The organism is Pseudoalteromonas sp. MMG007, assembly GCF_018100985.1.
In the GTDB taxonomy this organism is placed as follows: domain Bacteria; phylum Pseudomonadota; class Gammaproteobacteria; order Enterobacterales; family Alteromonadaceae; genus Pseudoalteromonas.
In genome coordinates, this window is the sequence record NZ_JAGJEI010000006.1 from 81,336 (window position 1) to 103,438 (window position 22,103).

A 22,103-nucleotide genomic window follows, 5' to 3' on the forward strand; every position below is an offset into this window, starting at 1 on the left:
TATCAGCATTAAAGATGCAAAGATAAGTAGCAATGACATGGCTAACTTATCTGTTTTATCCATTATTCAGCCTCTTTCGTAGTTGCAGCTACTACGTTATCAACATCTAATAAAGAAACCGTATAACCTTGGTTTTCAAGCAATGTAAGTAAACTATCTTGGCCTGCCAGGTGGGCTACTCCGACAAGTATAAATTCGCTTTCATCGTTGCCAAACATCGCTTCAACTTTTGGTAGCCAGTTATTATTTCTATCGCTTATCAGTTGCTTATAAGAGTTAGGGTCGGTTTTCTGCATTTCTTTTATAGCTACTTGATTTAGTGTGTTGGTATCACCTTCACGCCATGCAGATACAAGTTTTTTGAAGATATCGCCGTAGTTATTGAGTTGGGCTAAATTATATTTAATAAAATTATTTTCGTTGTTTTGCCCCATAGCTTTGAAAAGTTCTAGTTGGAACTCCATTGTTTCTAGGTAGCATTTTGTTTTATTATCTTTAGTCGCTTTTTTAGCAAAGTACGCATCAACGCCTTCACCTAATAAGTTCTGTTTTTGTAGCTCCATCGACATTAAAATAATGCTAACCATTGCTGGGCGAAAACTATCTAATTTTGAAAGGTTAGCCCCAAACTCACTAAGTTTATTCTCAAGCGAAGCTTTAACTTGAGGGTCTAATTTTTGGCTCAATTTTACGTTATTTGAATATGATAGCGCCTTTAGCATTTGCATTTGAGCCGTTGCATCTGATGGATCAGTGAGTGGTGCTTCTAAAAAAATAGTATCTGCTTGTGCATAGGCATGGCCAAACTCTGTAGGTAGAGGCATTTCTGACTTTGGTAATATATGTACAGTACCGCCAATAAATAATGAGTCATTCCCTTTACTTACTTGCCATACAGAGCTTTGAGCTTGCGCCGCAGAAGCTAGAAGGCTGCAGCTAAGTAAAACACTGGCTGAAACTATTTTTTTTGTGAAGCTTTTCATATCAATTCCTTAGTGTAATTGGTTAAATCATTATTTTTAGTTAGATAATAGGGTACTTACATAGGCTGTAATTGATGACGTTACTTGTGAAAGACTTTTATCAATTTGCGAATTGATTTTGCTCATAGATGAGTCGATATCAGCTGATATAGACTCATCTATTTTAGAAAATAAGGTTTGGGTATCGACATTACTTTTTAAAGAGTTGCTAGTACCTACTGAGCTTGTACTTTGCTTCTTATTGCTAATAGGCTGAGATGACATTGTACTTTCGCCAATCATGCATTGCTGTGTATTTGGTTGAATTGTGTGTTGAGTACTTTCAGCTGCAATTACAGAAGTTGCACCAAAGGTAGTTACTAATAGTAGAGCCGGTAGTGCTTTTTTAATTTTATTATTCATAATTAAACCTTTTTATATTTTAAAATGCAGCTAATTCAATATTAAAAATGATTTTTAAAAGCTGCTTGTTGATGACGGTTTAAATAATATTACTGAATTTGTTAAGAGTCGCTTATCTAGTTGTGAGCAATTAATTAGTAAGGTTTTATTGTAATAAAGTGAATTAAAATCAAGTGGTTAACCTTAAACCTTATATTGGTATTATAATGTTTCAATATAGGTACTATAAAATATAAGGTGCATGTGGTAGTGTTTTAAAAAATAAAAATATCTAAAGACTATGAATTATCAAATCGGACCTTGGCAATTTATTAGTAATCGATGTGTGATTACTTCAAACAACTTAGAAAGGGAATTAGATCCACTCCTAGTTAAGCTCTTACTGCATTTTATAAGTAACCCACAACAAATAGTTTCTCGCCAAACGCTCATAGAACGTGTGTGGCAGCAAAACTTTGTTGACGATAACGCGATTAACCGTGCAATTTCAGAGCTAAGAAAGCAGCTTGCTCATCCAATCGAAAAAGCACCACTTTTAAAAACGCATTACCGGAAGGGTTATAGTCTAACGGTTATTCCAGAGCGTATATCGCAAGTTAACGATGCTGATACCTCCCCACAAGTATTGAATGAGCTACCTGTTTTAAGTTCAAAAAATGAGGATGCTGTAGAAGCAACTTCCACTCAATCTTTTAAAAAAAGCAGTTTTAAAAAGCCCATCTTTTATTCTTTATTAGCCATTGTATGTTTATGCTTTTTTGCATGGGTAGTATTACTGTCTGTTAGCGCTCCTTCTAAAGATAAGGTTAAACAGATAACGGTAAATAAGGTGGCAAGTACATGGAATATAGGCAGTGAGGTTCACCCTGAATTATCCTCCGATAAACGGTTTTTAGCTTACACTAATGTAGAGCCGGAAAATGACGTAATGCATGCATTTGTAAAACGACTTTCTGATCAAAGGGAAGTTGAAATTACCTATCCTGGCTTTCAGGTATCCATTTTATCGTGGCAGTTAAATCAGCACTCGGTGTTATTACAAGCTACCAATTTAAAGCTGCAAAAGTGCGAAATGGTACTCGTTGATCTAAGCCAGTTTCCTGTTATAGGAGAGGCCACCTCAATTAAAGAGTGTGATCTTAGATACACAGGTTATGCCCAAGTAGACGAAAGTGGAGAGCATATTTATTACACCGAGTATAAAAATGAGCATGAGGGGTCAGGTTTATATAAATTCGATTTAGAACTTAAAAAAGAATTCATAGTGATCCCACCACCAGGGGTAATGTATGGCGTAATCATGCCGCGTTTATCCCAATCTGGTGATCAAATAGCGTATATACTTAGTCAAAAAGGAAAGCCTTTTTCTGTATTTAGCTACAACTTTGAGACCCATGAAACCAAGCGATTATTTAAAGCAAAGAAAAGCGTAATTAGCTTTGCGTTTGACTGGCTTCCTGATGATAAAGGCATAATAGTATTTGAGGGCTCTGAGCTTTCTACCATTATGTTTGATGAAAAAAACATTGTTAAACACACGCTAACAGTAACCCCAAAAATAACCCCTTATTATATAGCGGTTCACTCTGATAACAGCCTATTTTACTCGGAAAAAATGACACAGGCATACTCGCTTATTAAAGCTACAGACCCTTTTAGTGATAATCCTGAGTATGAAGCACTTTATAAAAGTGATAAAGACGAATACAACATTGCTGAAATAATTAATAAGGAAGGGACAGCCCATGTTTTTGTATCAGAGCGTTCTGGCACCAGTCAATTGTGGCTTTCTCAAAATGGTCTTACAAAGCAACTTAGCTTTTTTAATTACGATGATGGCTCATCAACTTTTGTATTAGGAGGACTAAGAGCTTCTCCTAATAAGCAACGCATGATATTCATGAAAAACAAAGGTTTTTCACTTTATGACGTAAACGCTCAAAAATTTTATCCATTTGAAGAATTTAATAAGCATAAAATAGTAAGCTATATTTGGTCAAAAAATAACGACAGCATTATTTATGTTAAGCAACTTGGTTCAAAAAATATATTGGCAGAATTTAATTTAGTAACGCGCGATACACGTGTGATAGAAGGTATAAAAGCTAATAAACTCATTTCAGATGGTAAAGGTAACGGGTACGTAACCAATGATAATCAGTTAATTCGCCTTTCAGATAGGCAAAGCTGGGAATTACCTAAAAACGCCAAAAAGTCAGTTGCGTATGGAGTTAGCAAAGACTATTTCTATTATTCAGATTCTATTTCTAGAGTCGCTAGACTAAATTTACACGATCAAACTATACAAGATATACACGTGGACTTTCGACCTATTGGTTTTATAGTGACCGAAAACAATGAAATATTGTTTACAGGATCTAAGTATAAAGACATGCAAATAGTACAAATGAGTTGGGATGAATAGCTAGGTAATAAGGCAAAGCAGTACGCATAAAAAAGCACCAAACAGTTAAACTGCTTGGTGCTTTTTATAATTTATATTAAAGCAATGGCTTTAGGTAATGCCCTGTGTGCGAGCGCTCACATTCGGCTACTTCTTCAGGCGTGCCTGCAATGAGTATTTCGCCGCCGCCAGCGCCACCTTCTGGGCCTAAATCAACCACCCAGTCTGCGGTTTTAACCACATCTAAGTTATGCTCAATTACCACAATGGTATTACCATGATCGCGCAGGCGATGTAATACAACAAGTAGCTGTTCAATATCGGCAAAGTGAAGGCCGGTTGTGGGCTCATCAAGTATGTACAGTGTTTTACCTGTGTCGCGTTTAGAAAGTTCACGGGCAAGTTTTACACGCTGAGCTTCACCACCAGAGAGCGTAGTAGCTGCTTGTCCTAAGCGCACATACGATAAACCAACGTCCATGAGCGTTTTAAGTTTACGCGCTATTGCAGGTATTTTATCAAAGTAGTCGTGCGCGTCTTCAACGGTCATTTCGAGTACTTGATGAATATTTTTACCCTTGTATTGTACTTCTAAGGTTTCACGGTTATAGCGTGCCCCTTTACATACATCACACGGTACGTATACATCAGGTAAAAAGTGCATTTCTACCTTAATTACGCCATCACCTTGGCAGGCTTCACAGCGTCCACCTTTGACGTTAAAGCTAAAGCGACCCACTTTGTACCCGCGAGAACGTGATTCTTGTGTTCCGGCAAATAACTCACGAATACCCGTAAAAATACCAGTATACGTCGCAGGGTTTGAACGCGGTGTACGACCAATTGGGCTTTGGTCAATATCAATTACTTTGTCAAAATGATCAAGGCCACTAATTGACTTGTAAGGCGCGGCTTCTGCTGTGGTTGCGCCGTTTAATTCAGTATGCGCTAGTTTGAATAGCGTATCGTTTATAAGTGTTGATTTACCAGAGCCAGATACACCGGTAATACACGTCATTAAACCAAACGGAATTTTTAAATCGACATTTTTAAGGTTATTACCTGTTGCGCCAAATAGCTCAAGCCATTTATCGCTGGTTGGGTTACGTTCTTTTGGTACTTCTATTTTTCGCACGCCTGATAAAAACTGGCCAGTTACTGAGTCTTTAGTGGCTAAAATATCGTCGCGTGTACCTTGTGCAATAATGTGGCCGCCGTGCACCCCCGCACCTGGGCCAATATCAATAATATGATCGGCTGCTCGAATCGCGTCTTCATCATGCTCAACAACAATAACAGTGTTACCAAGGTCGCGTAAATGCACCAATGTTTGTAATAAACGGTCATTATCGCGCTGGTGTAAACCAATTGATGGCTCATCCAGTACGTACATTACACCTACAAGGCCCGCACCAATCTGGCTGGCTAAACGAATACGCTGCGCTTCACCACCGGAGAGGGTATCGGCACTGCGCTCAAGTGATAAGTAATTAAGGCCAACATTAATTAAAAACGATAAACGATCGCGAATTTCTTTTAGGATTTTTTCTGCTATTTGGGCTTTTTGACCTGTAAGTGATAAGCCTTCAAAAAAGTCCATCGCTTCGCCAATACTCATGGTAGTAATAGCAGGCAGGTTTGTTTGACCTATAAATACGTGGCGTGCTTCTTGGCGTAAACGAGAGCCATGACAACTAGGGCACGCTTGGCTAGTTTGATATTTAGCGAGCTCTTCGCGCACCGAATTCGACTCTGTTTCGCGATAGCGACGGTTCATGTTATTTAACACGCCTTCAAACTCGTGGTTGCGTGTTATTAAATCGCCTCTGTCGTTACGGTAATTAAAAGCAATTTTAGTTTGCCCTGAGCCCTCTAAAATAATTTTTTGAGATTCTTTAGCAAGTTTTTCAAATGGTACATCTAAATCAAATTTATAATGCTCGGCTACCGCTTGAAGCATTTGAAAGTAATAAAAGCTGCGTTTATCCCATCCTTTTATTGCACCACCGGCCAAGCTTAGTTCAGGGTTATGTACTACGCGGTTAGGATCAAAGTATTGGCGTACGCCTAAACCGTCACAGCTTTGACACGCGCCGGCAGGGTTATTAAACGAAAATAAACGCGGCTCTAATTCAGTCATTGCGTAGCCACAGGTAGGGCAGGCAAAGTTGGCTGAAAACAGCATTTCTTCAATGCTGCTGTCGTCCATGTAGGCTACATTTGCCACACCGCCAGACATCTCAAGTGCGGTTTCAAATGACTCTGCTAAACGCTGCTGCTGGCCGTCTTTTACTTTAAAGCGATCAACAACCACTTCAATAGTATGTTTTTTATGAAGCTCAAGCGTTGGCGGATCGGATAGATCGCATACTTCGCCGTCTATACGGGCGCGAATATAGCCTTGGCTTGCAAGCTGCTCAAGCAGTTTAACGTGCTCACCTTTACGCTCTTTAACCACAGGGGCTAAAAGCATCAGCTTAGTGCCCTCTGGCAGTGCCAAAACGGTATCTACCATTTGGCTAATTGTTTGTGCTGCAAGTGGTAAGTCGTGGGTTGGGCATCGTGGCTCGCCCACGCGGGCAAACATTAAACGCAAGTAATCGTATATTTCGGTAATGGTACCTACTGTTGAGCGAGGATTGTGCGATGTTGATTTTTGCTCAATAGAAATGGCGGGAGAGAGGCCTTCAATATGATCAACGTCAGGCTTTTCCATTAACGATAAAAATTGCCTTGCGTAGGCAGAAAGTGACTCAACATAACGACGCTGTCCTTCTGCATATAAAGTATCAAATGCCAGTGATGACTTTCCCGAACCAGATAGGCCCGTGATAACAATTAATTTATCACGTGGGATGGTTAGGCTGATGTCTTTTAAATTGTGCGTACGGGCGCCTCGGACTTCAATGTTTTCCATGCTATCTCGTTTATTACCAAAATTATTTGCTCAGTATCGCATAATACGAAACATTATTAATCAATGATCAACGAAAAAATCCTTACTTATAGGCGATTAATTATTGCCAAGCTTGTGGTAGAATCCCACTCTAAATTTTCATATCGTAAGATTACGCAGATAATGACCGCATCTTCACTTAATTCACGAGAAAAACGCGCCGCTGTATCGCTGGCGAGTGTGTTTGCATTTAGAATGCTCGGCTTGTTTATGCTGATGCCTGTATTGGCTATCTATGGCCAATCGCTTGATGGTTTTTCGCCTATGTGGATAGGTTTTGCAATTGGCGCTTATGGTTTAACCCAAGCAGTACTGCAAATACCTATGGGGCGTTTGTCTGATAAAATTGGCCGTAAAAAAGTAATTGTTGGTGGCTTAGTTGTGTTTGCGCTGGGTTCTGTTATTGCTGCACTTGCCGAATCTATTCAAATGGTTACTGTTGGCCGAGCGTTGCAAGGTATGGGAGCAATAGCCAGTGCATTACTTGCGTTTGCCAGCGACTTAAGCCGCGACGAACAACGCCCTAAAGTAATGGCTGTGATTGGTATGAGCATAGGCATGAGCTTTGCCTTTGCGATGTTATTAGGGCCTATTGTTGCAGCGTCTTGGGGCGTGGCAGGCGTATTTTGGTTAACAGCAATACTCGCTGTGTTTGGTATTGGTATTATTTTATTTTTAGTGCCCAATGCCGTTAATAAAGCCCCCAAAGGTGATACGTTGGCAAGCTTTAGCGACATTAAAAAACTTATTAAGCATCCACAGTTATCGCGTTTAAATGCAGGTGTGCTACTGCTACATTTAACGCTAACTACTATTTTTGTGGTACTGCCGAGCCAGCTAATAAAAGATGGCTTAGTGGCAAACCACCATTGGTATTTATATATTCCGGTATTGCTTTTAGCGTTTATTTTAATGGTCCCAATTATGATTGTTGCCATTAAAAAAGAAAAAGAAAAACAAGCGTTTATTGGCTCAGTAGCACTGCTTTCTATTAGTATGTTTGCTATGTCTATTTGGGTAAATAGTGTGGTTGGTATTGCCATTTGTATGTTGCTTTATTTTGTAGCATTTAATTTTTTAGAAGCCACTATGCCTGCGCTCGTATCGCGAATTGCGCCCGCTAGCCAAAAAGGTTCGGCGATGGGCGGGTATTCGTCTAGCCAGTTTTTAGGGGCTTTTTTAGGTGGTATTTTAGGGGGTTACGTTGCCCAAACAACAAGTACGCAAGCTGTGTTTGCGGCAGCGGCACTTGTTGGGTTAATATGGCTTATTATTGCGTGGAAAATGCAAGTCCCACCGAAAAGTAAAGTTATTAGTTTAATGACCAATTTAAGTTCTGAAGAGCAAGCCCAAGCACTTGCTTCTCAGCTAGTTGCTTTACCTGGCGTAATAGAAGCAACAGTAGTACGCGACGAAAGCCGCAGCTATTTAAAGATTAATGATAAAGAATTTGACCTAGACCAAGCACGTAAAGTAGCTGGTTTAATCTAACGTTTATAGGAGATGGTTCCATGGCACGCGGTGTGAACAAAGTAATTTTGGTTGGTAATTTAGGACAAGATCCTGAAGTTCGTTACATGCCTAATGGCAATGGTGTAGCAAATATTACCTTAGCAACGTCAGACAGCTATAAAGATAAAAACACTGGCCAAATGGTTGATAAAACGGAATGGCACCGTGTAGTGTTTTTTGGAAAACTAGCTGAAATTGTTGGCGAATACTGCCGTAAAGGTTCACAAATTTACGTAGAAGGTAAACTTCAAACGCGTAAATGGACTGACCAACAAGGCCAAGAAAAATACACAACTGAAATCGTTGTTGATGGCTTTACGGGGCAAATGCAAATGCTAGGCGCTCGCGGTGGCGATCAGCAAGGTGGTGGCTATCAAGGTAATCAAGGCGGCCAACAAGGTGGCGGTTACCAAAATAATCAGCAAGGCGGTGGCTATGGTCAAAACAACCAAGGTCAAAACAGCCAGCAAGGTGGATACGCACCACAACAGCAAGCAGCACCAGCACAGCGTCCAGCTGCATCAGCGCCTGCACCACAGCAAAATAGCCAATATCAGCAATCAAACAATAGTGGCTTTGCTCCACAGCAAAATAGTGCACCACAGCAGCAAGGTGGTTTTGCACCTAAGCCACAAAACGCTCCTCAAGGCGGCGCATCAAATCCTATGGAACCAACGATAGACTTTGATGACGATATTCCGTTCTAGGAAACGTATAATCTAAAAGTGTAAATATAAATCACTTTTTAATGAAGTATTAAACTAAACCCAGTGTAAAAACTGGGTTTTTTGTTTAACACTTGCGATAAATATTTAAACTTGGTTTAGACCCTTGTGCTTATGCAAATATTGAACAACACTTTGGTTATTAACTTAACGAGTGAGTGCGCCATGCAACACAGCAATATTTGGCATTTAAAACAGTTCAAAGTAATGTATTTTGCTTTTGTAGGGCTAATTGTTGTGAGTTTAAATTTTTTATTAAACGACGCTCTTCATAAAAAAATACATACATCTGGGCAGCAATTAGTTAAACAAATATACGATTTAAATTTAGCTCCCTCTATAAATAATGAAGTGCTAGCTGCGCTGGTAAAAAGCGAAGGGTTTATGCTTAAGCCTGAAGTGCCGGCAGAACATTTTAAGCATTTGGTAAGCGTTGAGCATGACGTATTTACTTATAAAACATTAAGTTTAAGTATTTATCATTATTCTGCTTGGGTAAAGCAAGGCTACTTATTTGCTTTATTAAACTTAGTTATTATAGGCGCTGCTTGTTGGTTTTATTGTTGGTGGAGCTTATTAAAAGAGGCACCTACAAAGGCCGCGCAAAAGGCCTTAATAAAATCCCCCAAACTTATTAAGCAAAAATATGAAGAGGGAGGGGTAACTAAGCCGGTAAAAAATTGTGAATTAAGTTCTTTATATGGGGTGAGCTTAGCGTCTCATAGCTTATTTTTACTTATTGAATACACTTGTAATTTTGACAAAAATACAGACAAAGAGGCTACCTTTAAAGTTGCCATTGTTAAAAGCTTTCCCGAGCTTAAATGTGTATCTGTTGAGTTGCTAAACACTCACTACTTAGGTGTTACTTTACAAAATGTATCTGTTGCGCAGTTAGACCGCGACATTGAAAGGGTTCATAAGGCTGTATTTTTGCTTTGTCGTAATCATCAAAAAACAATTATCCGTAAAAATATTAAAGTCGGGGCGTGCAATTATCGTTTAGGTGCTGACAAAGTGACTGTTTATCAGTTGGCTAAATCGGCACTTACGTTATCTCAAAGTAGTTTGCTGCAACATTGTCACCGCCTTCCTTTAAATCATAGCCAAGATACGCAGCTTTCTAGCGAACAAGTGATAGAAAATATAAAAAAGAATAAGTTTATATTATTTTTTCAGCCTCTTTTTGAGCTCTCCACTGGTGATATATTACAGCATGAAGTGCTTATGAGAGTTCGCCATAGCCAACATGGCTTACTAGCTGCGCGTTATTTTATTAATCAGCATTACAGTAATCAGGATGCTTTAATATTAGATAAGGCGGTAATAGGCCAAGTTAAAAAACTAATGTTAAGTGAAGCATCAGCATTAATCGTAAGTATTAATTTGCATCCTAACAACTGGTTTAATAATGAGTTTTGGGAGTGGCTGCCCAGTCAACTCACTGAATTAAAGTTAAACGCAAAATTACAGTTTGAGATAAGTGAAGCTGATTTTTTTGCTCATAGAAATTCGATAACTAAGCCATTAAATATAATTAGACAAAGTAGCTCGCAGCTTGTGATTGATAATGTGAAAAGCAGTGAAAAAATAGCGTCATTAGTAGAGTATAGCGAAGTTTGCGCAATTAAATTGTCGTATGAGTTGGTGCATTTGTTAAATGAAAAACCTGATAACCAAAAACAAATAACAAAAATAGTGGAATCTGCTCGTTATTTAAATTTACCTGTATTTGCAGTGGGTGTAGAAACTCAAAAAGAGTTATTTATGCTCGCAAAATTAGGCGTAGTGGGAGCTCAAGGCTTTTATTTTTCAGAGCCCCTACAAGAATTTACTCATGCAGTATTTCACTAGGGCGTGTTTATTTTATAAAGTTAAATTAACCCTCTGTATTTAAGGCCATTTAACCCTTGCAACCCCCCTGTATGCACAGCAATTATTTTACTTCCTGGAGGAAAGTAGTCTTGCTCAATAAGTTGCCATAGCGCATACATCATTTTTCCGCTGTAAATTGGTTCTAACGGGAGGTTATAGGTATGTTTCATGTTTTGACAAAACGTCCAAAGCGCTGATGAAAACTTACCATATCCACCATCATGATGGTCTGTTAGCAACTGCCAATTATTTTGATTTTTGGCTTTATTGCTAAGTTTTCTTACGTCATCAATTAAGTATTGGGCTTGCTTTAGCACTGCTATACCTAGCACTTGCGTACTTTGCTTACTGCCTTCAATAAGTCCTGCAAGTGTGCCTCCACTGCCTGTAGGGCAAACTAAATAATCGTGTTCGGGTAAGGTGTGCACTAATTCTTTACATCCTAATAATGCGTGTTCATTGGTGCCGCCCTCAGGAAGTATAAATGCATTAGGAAAGCGCGCTTGAAGTTTTGCAAGGTATTGTTCATCTTGACGTAACCTATACTCTATTCGATTAACAGCATGAAGTTGCATACCACATTGCTTAGCAAATTGAATTGTTGGGTTATTCTCATCAAGAACTGGCCCGCGAATAATCGCATGAGTTTTAATATTAAACTCTTTACCAGCAGCCGCACATGCATGAATATGATTTGAAAAAGCACCGCCAAAAGTAAGCAATTCTGTTTTATTGAGCTTACGCATATGGGCTAAATTATATTTTAATTTTCGCCATTTATTGCCACTTATTAGCGGGTGTAGCAAATCGTCGCGTTTTACACCTAAAGAAATATTTTTCTTTTTTAGAAACAGACTATCTATGTGTTGAATATGGTTATTTTCATTGATTTCGAATGATTTAGGCATTTTTATTTGTTTTCAATTTGCAAAATAAAATAAGTGTACGACACTTATTTTATATCTTATTAACAATAGTAGCTATATGAAAGAAAAGCTGTTTTCATGGTTGAACCGTAGTTTAGATCGTAATACAGCTATTGGTGTTGCAGCTTACGCTGATACTGTAAATGCAGTCTGCCTGAAAAAAAGCCAGAATAAATGGTCTGTCTATAGCTCCCACAGTGTAAATGTTTCTGAGCAAGCTGATTATACCACTGCGATGGTGGCGTGTATAAATGAAGTATCTTCAGATGTATGCGGAGTTAATATTGTTATTCCTCATTCCTTCTATCAAATAGTGCAAATGGATAAGCCAAATTTAAGTGATGAAGAGATCATTCAATCATTGCCCTGGACGGCTAAAGACCTCGTTGATATAGCACCTGAAAATATAGTTGCAGATTTTATCGATTACCCAATTACGCTACCTATGCAAAGTAGCAAAATGAACGTGTTTATTACTAATAAGCTACAACTTCTCCCTTTCATTGATAGCTTTGAACATACTAAATCTGTTTTACGCGCAATGACTTCTGAAGAAATGATTTTAGTCACTTTGTTTGGATCGCACAAAGAGGCACATATGCTTATTGTTCAGCATGTAGGGCACGAGCCACGGATTTTAATAATTCGTGATGGGCAATTATTACTGGCTAGACGATTAAATGGTTTTCTAGGAATTTCAGATAAAGATCAAAACCAAGAGCAGGTAGAGGCATTAGGCCTTGAAATACAACGCTCTATGGATTTTTTTGAAAGCCAACTAAAGCAACCTCCTATACGCAGTATTCATCTGCAATGTGATGACTTATCGTCGTTGGCACTTCGAGCCGGTATTGCTGAATTTTTACAGATTAAAGTGGTTGATTTTGTACCTAATATTAAGTTATCTGAGCATTTAGAGCCTAATTTTTACTATGCTTTAGGGGCGGCTTATCAATTAACTGACCCAGGGTCAGTGTTATGAAAATTCGGATTAACTTTTATCAAAAATCACTGAGGGTAAGGCGGGATCCTGTTCCTTTGTCTGGCTTGCTTACGCTTTGGTTTGGAGCTGTACTAATTATTGCGCTTACATGGGCTTTTTATAATTATAAAGCCCACAATAGTGAACTTGAGTTACAAAAAAATAAACAATACATCAAACAAGGCAAGGCTCAATTAGAACTCGTAAAGCAAAAACTTGCAGACAAGCAAAATAAAACATTATTTATTAATGAGCTAAAAACACTTCAGCAAGAAATCCTACATAAAAAGCAAATATTTAGTTATTTAGAGCAAAGCTCAGATCAGTCAACGGCAGACTACGCTCAGGTAATGGAAGATTTGGCTAAATATCACGAACCTAATATATGGCTTACGCATATTAAATTTGCAGGGCAAAAAGTTACTTTTGAGGGGCAAGCTGCACAGTCAAAATTTTTACCTATTTGGTTTAATAACTTAAAGCAATCGCCTTTTTTTGTTGGCAAAGAATTTTCTGTTATGGAGTTATCTACTCGCGATGGTGTCAGCGTATTTAGTGTCGCAAGCGATCTTAGGAAAGAGGGCGCGACACAATGAATCAAGATTCAAATAACCAGGACAAAAAAGGTTGGCCAACATGGGTCAAATATCAAACACAGTTTGCCTCGCTTCAAAAGCGTGAAAAATACTCAACATTATTCGTAGGTTTATTTGTAGTAATTTATTTGGGGCTTTGGTTTGTGATTTTTCCTAAGCAAGATGAGGTCGCTAATATCCGTACTGAGCATAATGCTGTTCTTCAAGAGTGGCAGCAGATTAATGCACAACTTTCGATGTTAAACCAAGCGCTAAACCATGACTATACAAAAGTTTTAAGAGGACAAATAGCGCAAACTCGAAATGAAATAGATGAAATAAATAACCAACTTAACCGTTTTAGCCAAGGGTTTGTTGCTGCTAAAAATGTACCTGCCGTTTTGAAAAATTTATTAGTCGACAGTAGCGACGTGAGTGTTATTAGCTTTAATGTAAACCCAGCACGAGCGATTGATGTAGAAAAATTAGGTGAGCATGACACTCAAACATTATTTTTCGAACATCAAATGGTAGTTACTTTACAAGGTAGCTACTTTAATTTGCAAAAGTACTTATCAGCATTAAAGAGTAGCCAAGATAAATTATTAATACAGGAGTTTAGCTATCAGGTAACAACGTACCCTGACGCTGAGCTTACTTTACAAATAGCGACGGTGAGCGCGAATGAAAAATTTATTGCGTTATAGTTTTTTTGCGAGCGTTATTATTTGTGTAATTACACCCAATGTATTTGCACAATTACGCGACCCAACACAACCTATCAAATTTGTAAGTGGCATAAAAAACAGTACGCCAAGTAGCGAACTTAAATTACAGACTATTATTAAAAGCAGCAGTAAATTCAAGGCTATTATTTCCGGCCATATTTACCAAGTAAATGATGCTGTTGATGGTTTTCGGGTGCTAAGCATTAGCTCAAAGCAAGTTGTATTAGCAAATGACGATAAGCAAATAAAATTAGAATTATATGATTATGAAATTAAAAAATAACTTATCTGGCCCGTGGCTTGTTCTTTTATTAATACCCACATTTTTAACTGCGTGCCATAGTTTTAAACCAGGTAAAGAAATTAAGCCTCATATTGAGCAAGAATTAGCACAGGCTCCGGTAAAAACAAAAGAGATAGCGCCTTTACAAATGCCCAGTGCGCTTACTCAAAGCTTACTTTCTTCAATTAATAACGAGCAAACTATAAGTGATGAACTCGCCATTAAACGCTTTGACGTTGCTGCAAATAATGTAGAGGTAGGTGCTTTTTTTGCAGGCCTAACAGATGGAACACCTTTTAGTGTGGCTGTGCATCCTGAGGTCAGCGGTTCAATTAGCATAAACTTAAAAAATGTGACTTTTAATGAGGTTATTGCAGTCATTAAGCGCATGTACCCACTTGATATTGTAAATGAAGGGCGAATTGTTCAAGTGCTTCCAGCACAAATGCGTACAGAAACGATACCTGTTAATTATTTAATGATGCAGCGCCATGGGCAGTCTACAGTGAGTGTAGTTGCTGGTGGTGTGAGCCAATTTGGACAAGGTGGTAATAGTTCAGGGAGCTCAAGTTCTAGTAGTAATCAGCAAAGTAGTGAATTTGGCAGCAGTAATCAAAACTTAGAGTTAAATGGATCGCGTATTCAAACTATTAACCAAAACGACTTTTGGAAAGAGCTTGAAGTTGCCCTTAAATCATTAATTGGTGTAAGCGATGGTCGTTATGTGATTGCAAGCCCGCAAGCAAGCTTGGTTACAGTTAATGCATTACCGAGTGAAATAAGTCAGCTAAAAGAATTTTTGAATCAAAGCCAAGAAAACCTACAGCGCCAAGTAATTTTAGAGGCAAAAATTATTGAAGTAACGCTAAAAGACGAATACCAGCAAGGTGTTAATTGGGAGCGTATTTCGAGTGGTTTAGAAGGGGGTATTTCGTTTGCAACGACTGGGGGCTCAACAATCAGTAATAGTATTTCAGCGGCTATTGGAGGGGCGTCTTCGTTAACTATTCAAAAAGGTGATTTTAACGGGGTAATCAACTTGCTTGAAACACAAGGTGATGTGCAAATGCTTTCTAACCCAAGGGTAACTGCTACAAATAACCAAAAAGCAGTTATTAAAGTAGGCCAAGACGAATATTTTGTTACTAATGTATCGAGTACTACCGTTACGGGTACATCTACTACAACGTCTCCAGAAATTGATTTAACACCGTTTTTTTCAGGGATAGCATTAGATGTTACACCGCAGATTGATAAATATGGATCGGTTATTTTACATGTACATCCTTCAGTAACAGAAACCGAGGAGCAGCTAAAAGTTATTACTTTAGACGATCAGCGATTCGAGTTGCCTTTAGCGCAAAGTAATATAAGGGAGTCAGATACGGTGATCCGTGCACAAAGCGGAGAAATAGTCGTTATTGGTGGGTTAATGCAAACCTCTACAGAAGACGAGGAGTCTAAAACCCCCGTGCTTGGTGATATTCCTATGTTTGGCAATTTATTTAAAAGCATTCGTAAGCGCCAAGAGAAAAAAGAACTTATTATTTTAATAAAGCCGACAGTGGTTATGCCAGACACCTGGAAAAAGCAACAAGGCGAAAGCCGTCAGCTTTTAAAAACATGGTATGAAAACTAACCATGTATTTAAACTTTTTTAATTTAAGTGAAATGCCTTTCACGTTAACCCCTAACACTGAGTTTTTTTGTGCGCTTGAACCGCACCATGAAGCCATGCAAGTGTTAACAACGGCGATTGATATGGGAGAGGGGTTTATTAAAGTAACCGGAGAGGTAGGGACCGGAAAAACATTACTTTGTAGAAAATTATTAAACCAACTTGAGCCCGATTACATAGTAGCTTATTTGCCTAACTCTTATTTAAGCCCAGAAGAGTTACGTTGGGCTATTGCCGTTGAGCTTGGCATGGATGTAGATAAAGCGCTTGATCAGCAGGCGCTAACTCAACTTATTAATCACTACTTACTAGACCTTCAAGAAGATAACGAACGGGTAGTGTTATTAATTGATGAAGCTCAGTGCCTAAGCTTGGAGACGCTAGAAGCACTGCGTTTATTTACAAACTTAGAGACGGAGAGTGAAAAACTAATCCAAGTTGTATTGTTTGGACAACCTGAGCTTGATGAAAAACTCGCAAATAATAAAGTAAGGCAGCTACGCCAGCGTATTAGTTTTTCTTATAAATTAAGATCAATGACAGCAGCTGAAGTTATTTACTATATTAACCATCGCCTGCAAGTGGCTGGATTTAATCAGCCTCCTTTGTTTAGCAATAATACGGGGCTAAAAATAGCGCGAGCAAGCCGTGGTATACCTCGTTTAGTAAATATTTTATGTCATAAAGTATTACTGCAAGCGTATGGGGAGGGGTTAAATCAAATTACTACCCGGCATATTCAGCTTGCCATTAAAGATACCGAAGACTGTGCTAAATACCGCACCGGCCAATACTGGAGCTACAGCGCTATAGCGATTAGTGTATTGGCCATTGCCGCCATTTGGGTGTGGAGGCAATGGCTATGAGCGTGATTAATAATATGCTCAAAAACATTGAGCAACGAGAGGCAAAGCAGTTAAATATTGAAAACGGCATTATAGTTAAGCCTGTATATGACGTTCGTAACATTGCTTTTAAAGTAAGTGTTATAGTAATTATGTTGTTAGTTATTTATGCCGCTTATGTATTTTTACCCGCGAGCACTAAAACACTCCCTCCAACGATTGAACAAATAAAAAATATTAGTGCAAAAACAGATGTTTTAGTTGATAAGCCGCCTTTAGAAAAAGCCCCTTCCACAACGTATTCAGCTACTAATGATGAACAGTTAAGTCATCCCTCTACCCAAAATAAAGCTGTAGTTAATATCCAGCAAAAGCCTGGCGAACAATTAATGGTAGAAAGTGAGGTTCAACAAACTCAACCTGTTATTGCTAAAGGCCTTGCTAACAAGACTGAGAATGACGCTTTAGCTAAAGCCTTTGATGTTAAAAATACGCAAGACGTTAGTAGCGATATTACAAAACCAGAAAAAAAATCTCTGCAAAATAATGTAATGGTGAAGAGCGAAGCCATAGTCAAATCAGAGCAAGTTATACAGGCTGAGCTATTAACAGGGGCCAAGCAGGCAATACAGTTTGGTTTGTACGATGAAGCAATAAGCGATTTAAATTTAATTTTAATGAAGTCTCCTTTACACGTAGAGGCAAGAAACTTATTAGCGGGCACTTACTTTAAACAACAAGATATAAATTCGGCCCAACTCGTTTTACAAGAAGGTATTTCCTTAAATGCGAATGTGCTTGAGTGGCGCGTAATGTTAAGCAAAATATTAATTATGCAAGGTGAGTACGACGTTGTATTACAGCTTTTAAGTGAAGAGTTTGAGAGTCAAGCTAATCTCGATTTTTGGGTGCTTCAAGGTACTGCTGCCCAAAGTGCTAGTCATCATCAAAAAGCATTAAATAGTTTTAAACACCTTACACAGTTGCAGCCAAGTCAGGCTAAATGGTGGCTTGCACTTGCTACGTCTAAAGACGCATTAGGAGAATATCTTGATGCAAAGCAACTTTATAAAGTGGCATTAGACTTAGGTGGATTAAATACAGCCATGACCCAGCATGCATTACAGCGTTTAGTTGCGCTCAAGGAGGTCGTATGAGACCGAGTTTAAAAATGCGTTTAGGGGATCTACTCGTTCATGAGCAAATGATCACCGAAGCACAATTAAGTGAAGCGCTCAATGTGCAAGCATCATCGGGCCGTAAATTGGGTGCAACTCTTATTTCTCTTGAGTTTATTAGTGAGCCGCAGTTACTTAGATTTTTAGCTCAGCAATTGAATGTTCCTTTTTTAGATATATCTCAACGTAAGCTATCGCCGGATATCTCTAAGCTTTTATCTGAAGTGTATGCCCGGCGCTATCGAGCTTTAGTTATCGAAGATCATGGCGATTCTGTTTTAATGGGAATGAGCGATCCTGCTGATTTAAGAGGGCTTGATCAGCTTGCACCTATGCTTGCCCCTAAACGAATTGATTTAGCCGTAGTGCAAGAAAGCCAAATATTGGCAGCCTTTGATAATGTATATCGTCGCACTGACGAGATAACTAACTTTGCAGCGCAGCTTCATGAAGAATATGAAGATGTAGAAGAGTTTGATCTAAACTCTTTAGGAGATGAAACATCCGACGCAACGGTTGTTAAGCTACTGCAATCTATTTTTGAAGATGCGGTTCAAGTTCGTGCCTCCGATATACATATAGAGCCGGATGAAGGATTACTGAGAATACGCCAACGTGTAGATGGTGTGCTGCAAGAGCATACTCTTAATCAAGTGAAAATAGCCTCTGCACTGGTTCTGCGTTTAAAGCTAATGTCGGGCTTAGATATTTCTGAGAAACGCCTACCACAGGATGGGCGCTTTAATATTAAAGTGCGTAGTCACAGCATTGATGTTCGTTTATCAACGATGCCTGTGCAACATGGCGAATCAGTTGTAATGCGATTACTTGACCAATCGGCTGGATTGTTATCGTTAGATGAAACAGGCATGCCTGTACATGTATTAAAGCGTGTACGCAGTATTATTAAACGCCCTCACGGAATGGTGCTTGTTACCGGGCCTACCGGCTCTGGTAAAACCACCACATTATACGGCGCTTTGAGTGAGCTAAATCAGCAAGAAAGTAAAATTATTACTGTTGAAGACCCCGTTGAATATCGTATTGGGCGAATAAACCAAGTACAAATTAATAGTAAGATAGGTTTGAGTTTTGCGAGTATTTTACGTACGGCGTTAAGGCAAGATCCCGACATAATAATGGTCGGCGAAATGCGAGACCAAGAAACGGTTGATATCGGCTTAAGAGCAGCCCTTACAGGACACTTAGTTTTATCTACATTGCATACAAACGATGCAATAACCAGCGCGATGCGCTTGATTGATATGGGCGCGCCCGCTTATTTAGTTGCAAGCTCGCTACGCGCTATTATTGCCCAGCGTTTAGTTAGGCGTATATGTAACGATTGCAAGGTACCTTATTTACCCGATCATCAAGAGTTGAGCTGGTTAAAGTATTTAGGCGAAGACACCGCTGATGCTCACTTTTCTAAAGGCCGAGGATGTACTGCATGTAATCATAGTGGTTATAAAGGACGCGTAGGTATTTTTGAGCTGTTAGAAATGGATGACGCAATGATGGACGCGCTACGTGCAAATGACACTCAAGAGTTTTCAAAAGCAGCTAAAAAGAGCGCAAACTTTTCACCACTTTCAACTATGGCATTAAATTACGCCAAACAAGGTATTACTTCGTTAGATGAGGTATTTAAAGTCGCAGAGTATATCCCGGAAATTGTAGGGGATGATGATGCAGCTATATAGCTATAAAGCAAAAGATAGCAAGGGTGTATTAGTTAAAGGGCAGGTGGAGGCCAATAACCAAGCTGGCGTGGCTGATAGCTTAATAAAACGTCAGTTTATTCCCATTTCAATCACTCAGATTGAAACCAAAAACAATATTAAAATGTTCGATAATTTATTTATCGAAAAAATAACACTTGATGACATGATCATGTTCTCTAGGCAAATGTATTCTTTGCTCAAAGCGGGTATACCCATAATTCGTGCAATGATGGGCCTTGCTGACACCACGCAAAATAAACAGTTTAAAAATGTACTAGTAGAAGTGACTAAGCAGCTGGAGCAAGGACGAGACTTATCAAGTGCCATGGCTATTCATAATGAAGTATTTAGCCGGTTAACGGTGTCGATGGTGATGGTAGGTGAAGGTTCAGGACGATTAGAGGATGCTTTTTATCAATTAGCTATTTATTTTGAAAAAGAACAAGAAACGCGTAAGCGAATAAAAGCAGCTATGCGTTATCCCACTTTCGTTATTTTAGCGTTGGTTGCGGCCATGGTTATTTTAAATATTTTTGTAATACCTACCTTTGCCAGTATGTTCGCAAAATTTGATGCTGAACTACCCTTAATGACACAAATTTTAATTGGTACGAGCAATTTTTTTGTTAATTACTGGTGGTTGTTACTAGTACTGGGGATTGGCGCTGTATTAGCTACTCGTCGTTACTTAACGACTACCGCAGGTCGTTTTAAATGGGATCAACACAAGTTAAAAATACCCTTCATTGGCCATATTTTAAAGCGCACATTACTTGCACGTTATAGCCAAAGCTTAGCTATGGTACTTCGCTCTGGCGTTCCGATGACTACGGGTTTATCCCTCACTGCACATGCGGTTGATAACAGCTATATGGAAAAAGCAATTATAACAATGCGCCAAGATATAGAAAAAGGCGATAGTTTGCTTAGGGCATCAAAAAGCTCAACTTTATTTTCTCAGTTAGTACTGCAAATGGTAGCCGTAGGCGAAGAAACCGGCCGGGTAGATGAGTTACTGCAAGAGGCCGCAGATTATTATGAGCGCGAAGTTGATTATGACTTACGTAGTTTAACCGCAAAAATAGAACCTATATTAACTGTGTTTGTTGCCATTATGGTGCTCATATTGGCATTAGGTATTTTTATGCCTATGTGGAACATGATGTCGGCAATTAAAGGTAATTAAAACAGTGATTGCCTCGAGAGTTTACTCAAAAGGTTTTACGTTGTTTGAATTGGTGATCGTGGTTATTTTACTCGCGATTATTATGAGTTTCGCTATACCCCAGTATTTAGGTATAAAAAATCAGGCGTATAACGCTAGTGTAGATACAGTTGCTGGTGGTTTTTCTTCTGCTGTTGGTATAGTTAAAGGGCAATGGGAATTAGAAGGGCGGCCTAGCGGCAAGCTTAATACTACTTTTGTAAATTATGGGGGAGTAATAGTTGGTGTAGATGGAATTAAAGGCACGCCAACCAGTGATGAAACAACAAAAACAGATACTCGCGCACTGGCAAGTAATGCAAAAAGGTGTCGCCAGGTATTAAGTGCAATTTTACAAGATGCACCAAGTAGTACACTAAGTAATGAAGTATCAAAAGTGAAAAGTGTAAGTTTTTTAGTTAGGTACAATGCAAAAAATACACAATGCATCTACTATTTAACTATCACCCTTGATCTTAAAAATATACCAACCAATGGTGCCGTTGTACCTGGTTTGGCTGGTTTTTCATACTTTCCTCAAACAGGAAAAGTACAAGTATTTAAATTGAGTAATTAAAAGAGGCTTACTTATGAAAACGCAATCGTTAAACAACTTACCATTGAATAAGCAAGCAGGTTTTACGCTTGTAGAATTGATTATTGTAATCGTTATTTTAGGCATTTTGGCTGTTACTGCCGCTCCACGTTTCTTAAATTTGCAAGGTGATGCTAATGCTTCAACACTTGAGGGCTTACAAGGCTCTATTCGCAGTGGTATGAATATCGTAAACGGTAAGTCTATTATTGCTAGTGATCACAAAGAAGAAACGGCTACAGTTACAGTTGATGCTGAGACTGTTAATACAGTGTATGGTTATCCAAAGGCAACTCAAGATGATTTTGAAGCTTTCCTAGATGTAAAATTTGCAGCAGATAATACTGCTGATTTTAATTTAGTTGTAGATGGTACAAAAGTGATTATTTTCCCAAATAGTTATAAGCAAGGCGATGATTGTAGAATTGAGTATACAGAAGCAACAGCAACGACAACAACAACAGCGCCAATCAAAACAGTTGTAACAGCGCCTGGAATCACTTTAGTTACAGATGGTTGTTAATTACA

General features: G+C 38.8%; 19 protein-coding genes. 15 read left to right on the forward strand and 4 right to left on the reverse strand.

Annotated elements, in window-relative coordinates; genetic code table 11:
• Positions 1–62 precede the first annotated feature (62 nt).
• Entirely contained in the window at positions 63–983 is a 921-nt protein-coding gene (locus J8L71_RS09485; protein WP_211000328.1) for a TraB/GumN family protein, read from the reverse strand.
• 36 nt (positions 984–1,019) lie between these two features.
• Positions 1,020–1,385, reverse strand: a complete 366-nt coding sequence (locus J8L71_RS09490; protein WP_211000329.1) for a hypothetical protein — start codon at positions 1,383–1,385, stop codon at positions 1,020–1,022.
• A gap of 280 nt (positions 1,386–1,665) precedes the next feature.
• Here J8L71_RS09490 and J8L71_RS09495 point away from each other — a divergent pair, with 280 nt between their 5' ends.
• Positions 1,666–3,810, forward strand: coding sequence for a winged helix family transcriptional regulator (locus tag J8L71_RS09495; RefSeq protein ID WP_211000330.1), 2,145 nt, complete (start codon positions 1,666–1,668; stop codon positions 3,808–3,810).
• Positions 3,811–3,886: 76 nt separating this feature from the next.
• Here J8L71_RS09495 and uvrA read toward each other — a convergent pair whose 3' ends face one another.
• Positions 3,887–6,706, reverse strand: coding sequence for an excinuclease ABC subunit UvrA (gene uvrA, locus J8L71_RS09500; protein WP_211000331.1), 2,820 nt, complete (start codon positions 6,704–6,706; stop codon positions 3,887–3,889).
• A 162-nt stretch (positions 6,707–6,868) separates the two neighbouring features.
• Here uvrA and J8L71_RS09505 point away from each other — a divergent pair, with 162 nt between their 5' ends.
• The 3 genes from J8L71_RS09505 (at position 6,869) to J8L71_RS09515 (ending at position 10,836) form a co-directional block, all read left to right on the forward strand.
• On the forward strand, positions 6,869–8,236 hold the full coding sequence (locus J8L71_RS09505; RefSeq protein WP_211000332.1) for an MFS transporter: 1,368 nt from the start codon (positions 6,869–6,871) through the stop codon (positions 8,234–8,236).
• A 20-nt stretch (positions 8,237–8,256) separates the two neighbouring features.
• Positions 8,257–8,964 carry a single-stranded DNA-binding protein gene (gene ssb / locus J8L71_RS09510; protein ID WP_211000333.1) on the forward strand — a complete coding sequence of 236 codons (708 nt, stop codon included), beginning with the start codon at positions 8,257–8,259 and terminating at the stop codon, positions 8,962–8,964.
• A 183-nt stretch (positions 8,965–9,147) separates the two neighbouring features.
• Positions 9,148–10,836 (forward strand): EAL domain-containing protein, encoded by a 1,689-nt coding sequence (locus tag J8L71_RS09515; protein WP_211000334.1) that lies wholly within the window; start codon positions 9,148–9,150, stop codon positions 10,834–10,836.
• A 20-nt stretch (positions 10,837–10,856) separates the two neighbouring features.
• Here J8L71_RS09515 and J8L71_RS09520 read toward each other — a convergent pair whose 3' ends face one another.
• Positions 10,857–11,765 (reverse strand): pyridoxal-phosphate dependent enzyme, encoded by a 909-nt coding sequence (locus tag J8L71_RS09520; protein WP_211000335.1) that lies wholly within the window; start codon positions 11,763–11,765, stop codon positions 10,857–10,859.
• Between the two features lie 76 nt (positions 11,766–11,841).
• On the opposite strand from J8L71_RS09520, the gene J8L71_RS09525 reads away from it, so the two are divergent.
• Genes J8L71_RS09525 through J8L71_RS09575 form a run of 11 tightly spaced genes read left to right on the forward strand, consistent with a single transcriptional unit; the run spans position 11,842 to position 22,098 of the window.
• Positions 11,842–12,765, forward strand: a complete 924-nt coding sequence (locus tag J8L71_RS09525; protein WP_211000336.1) for an MSHA biogenesis protein MshI — start codon at positions 11,842–11,844, stop codon at positions 12,763–12,765.
• Entirely contained in the window at positions 12,762–13,361 is a 600-nt protein-coding gene (locus J8L71_RS09530) for a PilN domain-containing protein (protein ID WP_247655255.1), read from the forward strand. Before J8L71_RS09525 ends, J8L71_RS09530 begins: the two co-directional genes overlap by 4 nt.
• The gene (locus J8L71_RS09535; RefSeq protein WP_211000337.1) at positions 13,358–14,047 is read left to right on the forward strand and encodes an agglutinin biogenesis protein MshJ; all 690 of its coding nucleotides are present in this window, start codon (positions 13,358–13,360) and stop codon (positions 14,045–14,047) included. The genes J8L71_RS09530 and J8L71_RS09535 overlap by 4 nt, the downstream gene beginning before the upstream one ends.
• The gene (locus tag J8L71_RS09540) at positions 14,025–14,351 is read left to right on the forward strand and encodes an agglutinin biogenesis protein MshK (RefSeq protein WP_211000338.1); all 327 of its coding nucleotides are present in this window, start codon (positions 14,025–14,027) and stop codon (positions 14,349–14,351) included. The genes J8L71_RS09535 and J8L71_RS09540 overlap by 23 nt, the downstream gene beginning before the upstream one ends.
• The gene (mshL, locus tag J8L71_RS09545) at positions 14,335–15,990 is read left to right on the forward strand and encodes a pilus (MSHA type) biogenesis protein MshL (RefSeq protein ID WP_211000339.1); all 1,656 of its coding nucleotides are present in this window, start codon (positions 14,335–14,337) and stop codon (positions 15,988–15,990) included. Before J8L71_RS09540 ends, mshL begins: the two co-directional genes overlap by 17 nt.
• Before the next feature lie 2 nt (positions 15,991–15,992).
• A complete protein-coding gene (locus tag J8L71_RS09550) occupies positions 15,993–16,895 on the forward strand; it encodes an AAA family ATPase (protein ID WP_211000340.1) in 903 nt (300 codons plus the stop codon).
• Positions 16,892–18,031, forward strand: coding sequence for a tetratricopeptide repeat protein (locus J8L71_RS09555; protein WP_211000341.1), 1,140 nt, complete (start codon positions 16,892–16,894; stop codon positions 18,029–18,031). The genes J8L71_RS09550 and J8L71_RS09555 overlap by 4 nt, the downstream gene beginning before the upstream one ends.
• Positions 18,028–19,755, forward strand: a complete 1,728-nt coding sequence (locus tag J8L71_RS09560) for a GspE/PulE family protein (protein ID WP_211000342.1) — start codon at positions 18,028–18,030, stop codon at positions 19,753–19,755. The genes J8L71_RS09555 and J8L71_RS09560 overlap by 4 nt, the downstream gene beginning before the upstream one ends.
• Complete coding sequence (locus tag J8L71_RS09565) at positions 19,742–20,962, forward strand: type II secretion system F family protein (protein ID WP_211000423.1); 1,221 nt, start codon at positions 19,742–19,744, stop codon at positions 20,960–20,962. Before J8L71_RS09560 ends, J8L71_RS09565 begins: the two co-directional genes overlap by 14 nt.
• A gap of 4 nt (positions 20,963–20,966) precedes the next feature.
• Complete coding sequence (locus tag J8L71_RS09570; protein ID WP_211000343.1) at positions 20,967–21,557, forward strand: prepilin-type N-terminal cleavage/methylation domain-containing protein; 591 nt, start codon at positions 20,967–20,969, stop codon at positions 21,555–21,557.
• A gap of 13 nt (positions 21,558–21,570) precedes the next feature.
• Positions 21,571–22,098 (forward strand): prepilin-type N-terminal cleavage/methylation domain-containing protein, encoded by a 528-nt coding sequence (locus J8L71_RS09575; protein WP_211000344.1) that lies wholly within the window; start codon positions 21,571–21,573, stop codon positions 22,096–22,098.
• The last annotated feature ends 5 nt before the right edge of the window (positions 22,099–22,103 follow it).

Bases quoted from the DNA above. Each gene is read 5' to 3' on its own strand.
- J8L71_RS09530 (WP_247655255.1), top strand. From the start codon at position 12,762: ATGAAAATTCGGATTAACTTTTATCAAAAATCACTGAGGGTAAGGCGG.
- mshL (WP_211000339.1), top strand. From the start codon at position 14,335: ATGAAATTAAAAAATAACTTATCTGGCCCGTGGCTTGTTCTTTTATTA.
- J8L71_RS09540 (WP_211000338.1), top strand. From the start codon at position 14,025: ATGAAAAATTTATTGCGTTATAGTTTTTTTGCGAGCGTTATTATTTGT.
- J8L71_RS09560 (WP_211000342.1), top strand. From the start codon at position 18,028: ATGAGACCGAGTTTAAAAATGCGTTTAGGGGATCTACTCGTTCATGAG.
- J8L71_RS09505 (WP_211000332.1), top strand. From the start codon at position 6,869: ATGACCGCATCTTCACTTAATTCACGAGAAAAACGCGCCGCTGTATCG.
- J8L71_RS09535 (WP_211000337.1), top strand. From the start codon at position 13,358: ATGAATCAAGATTCAAATAACCAGGACAAAAAAGGTTGGCCAACATGG.
- J8L71_RS09555 (WP_211000341.1), top strand. From the start codon at position 16,892: ATGAGCGTGATTAATAATATGCTCAAAAACATTGAGCAACGAGAGGCA.
- ssb (WP_211000333.1), top strand. From the start codon at position 8,257: ATGGCACGCGGTGTGAACAAAGTAATTTTGGTTGGTAATTTAGGACAA.
- J8L71_RS09525 (WP_211000336.1), top strand. From the start codon at position 11,842: ATGAAAGAAAAGCTGTTTTCATGGTTGAACCGTAGTTTAGATCGTAAT.
- J8L71_RS09565 (WP_211000423.1), top strand. From the start codon at position 19,742: ATGCAGCTATATAGCTATAAAGCAAAAGATAGCAAGGGTGTATTAGTT.
- J8L71_RS09520 (WP_211000335.1), bottom strand. From the start codon at position 11,765: ATGCCTAAATCATTCGAAATCAATGAAAATAACCATATTCAACACATA.
- uvrA (WP_211000331.1), bottom strand. From the start codon at position 6,706: ATGGAAAACATTGAAGTCCGAGGCGCCCGTACGCACAATTTAAAAGAC.
- J8L71_RS09515 (WP_211000334.1), top strand. From the start codon at position 9,148: ATGCAACACAGCAATATTTGGCATTTAAAACAGTTCAAAGTAATGTAT.
- J8L71_RS09550 (WP_211000340.1), top strand. From the start codon at position 15,993: ATGTATTTAAACTTTTTTAATTTAAGTGAAATGCCTTTCACGTTAACC.
- J8L71_RS09485 (WP_211000328.1), bottom strand. From the start codon at position 983: ATGAAAAGCTTCACAAAAAAAATAGTTTCAGCCAGTGTTTTACTTAGC.
- J8L71_RS09490 (WP_211000329.1), bottom strand. From the start codon at position 1,385: ATGAATAATAAAATTAAAAAAGCACTACCGGCTCTACTATTAGTAACT.
- J8L71_RS09575 (WP_211000344.1), top strand. From the start codon at position 21,571: ATGAAAACGCAATCGTTAAACAACTTACCATTGAATAAGCAAGCAGGT.
- J8L71_RS09495 (WP_211000330.1), top strand. From the start codon at position 1,666: ATGAATTATCAAATCGGACCTTGGCAATTTATTAGTAATCGATGTGTG.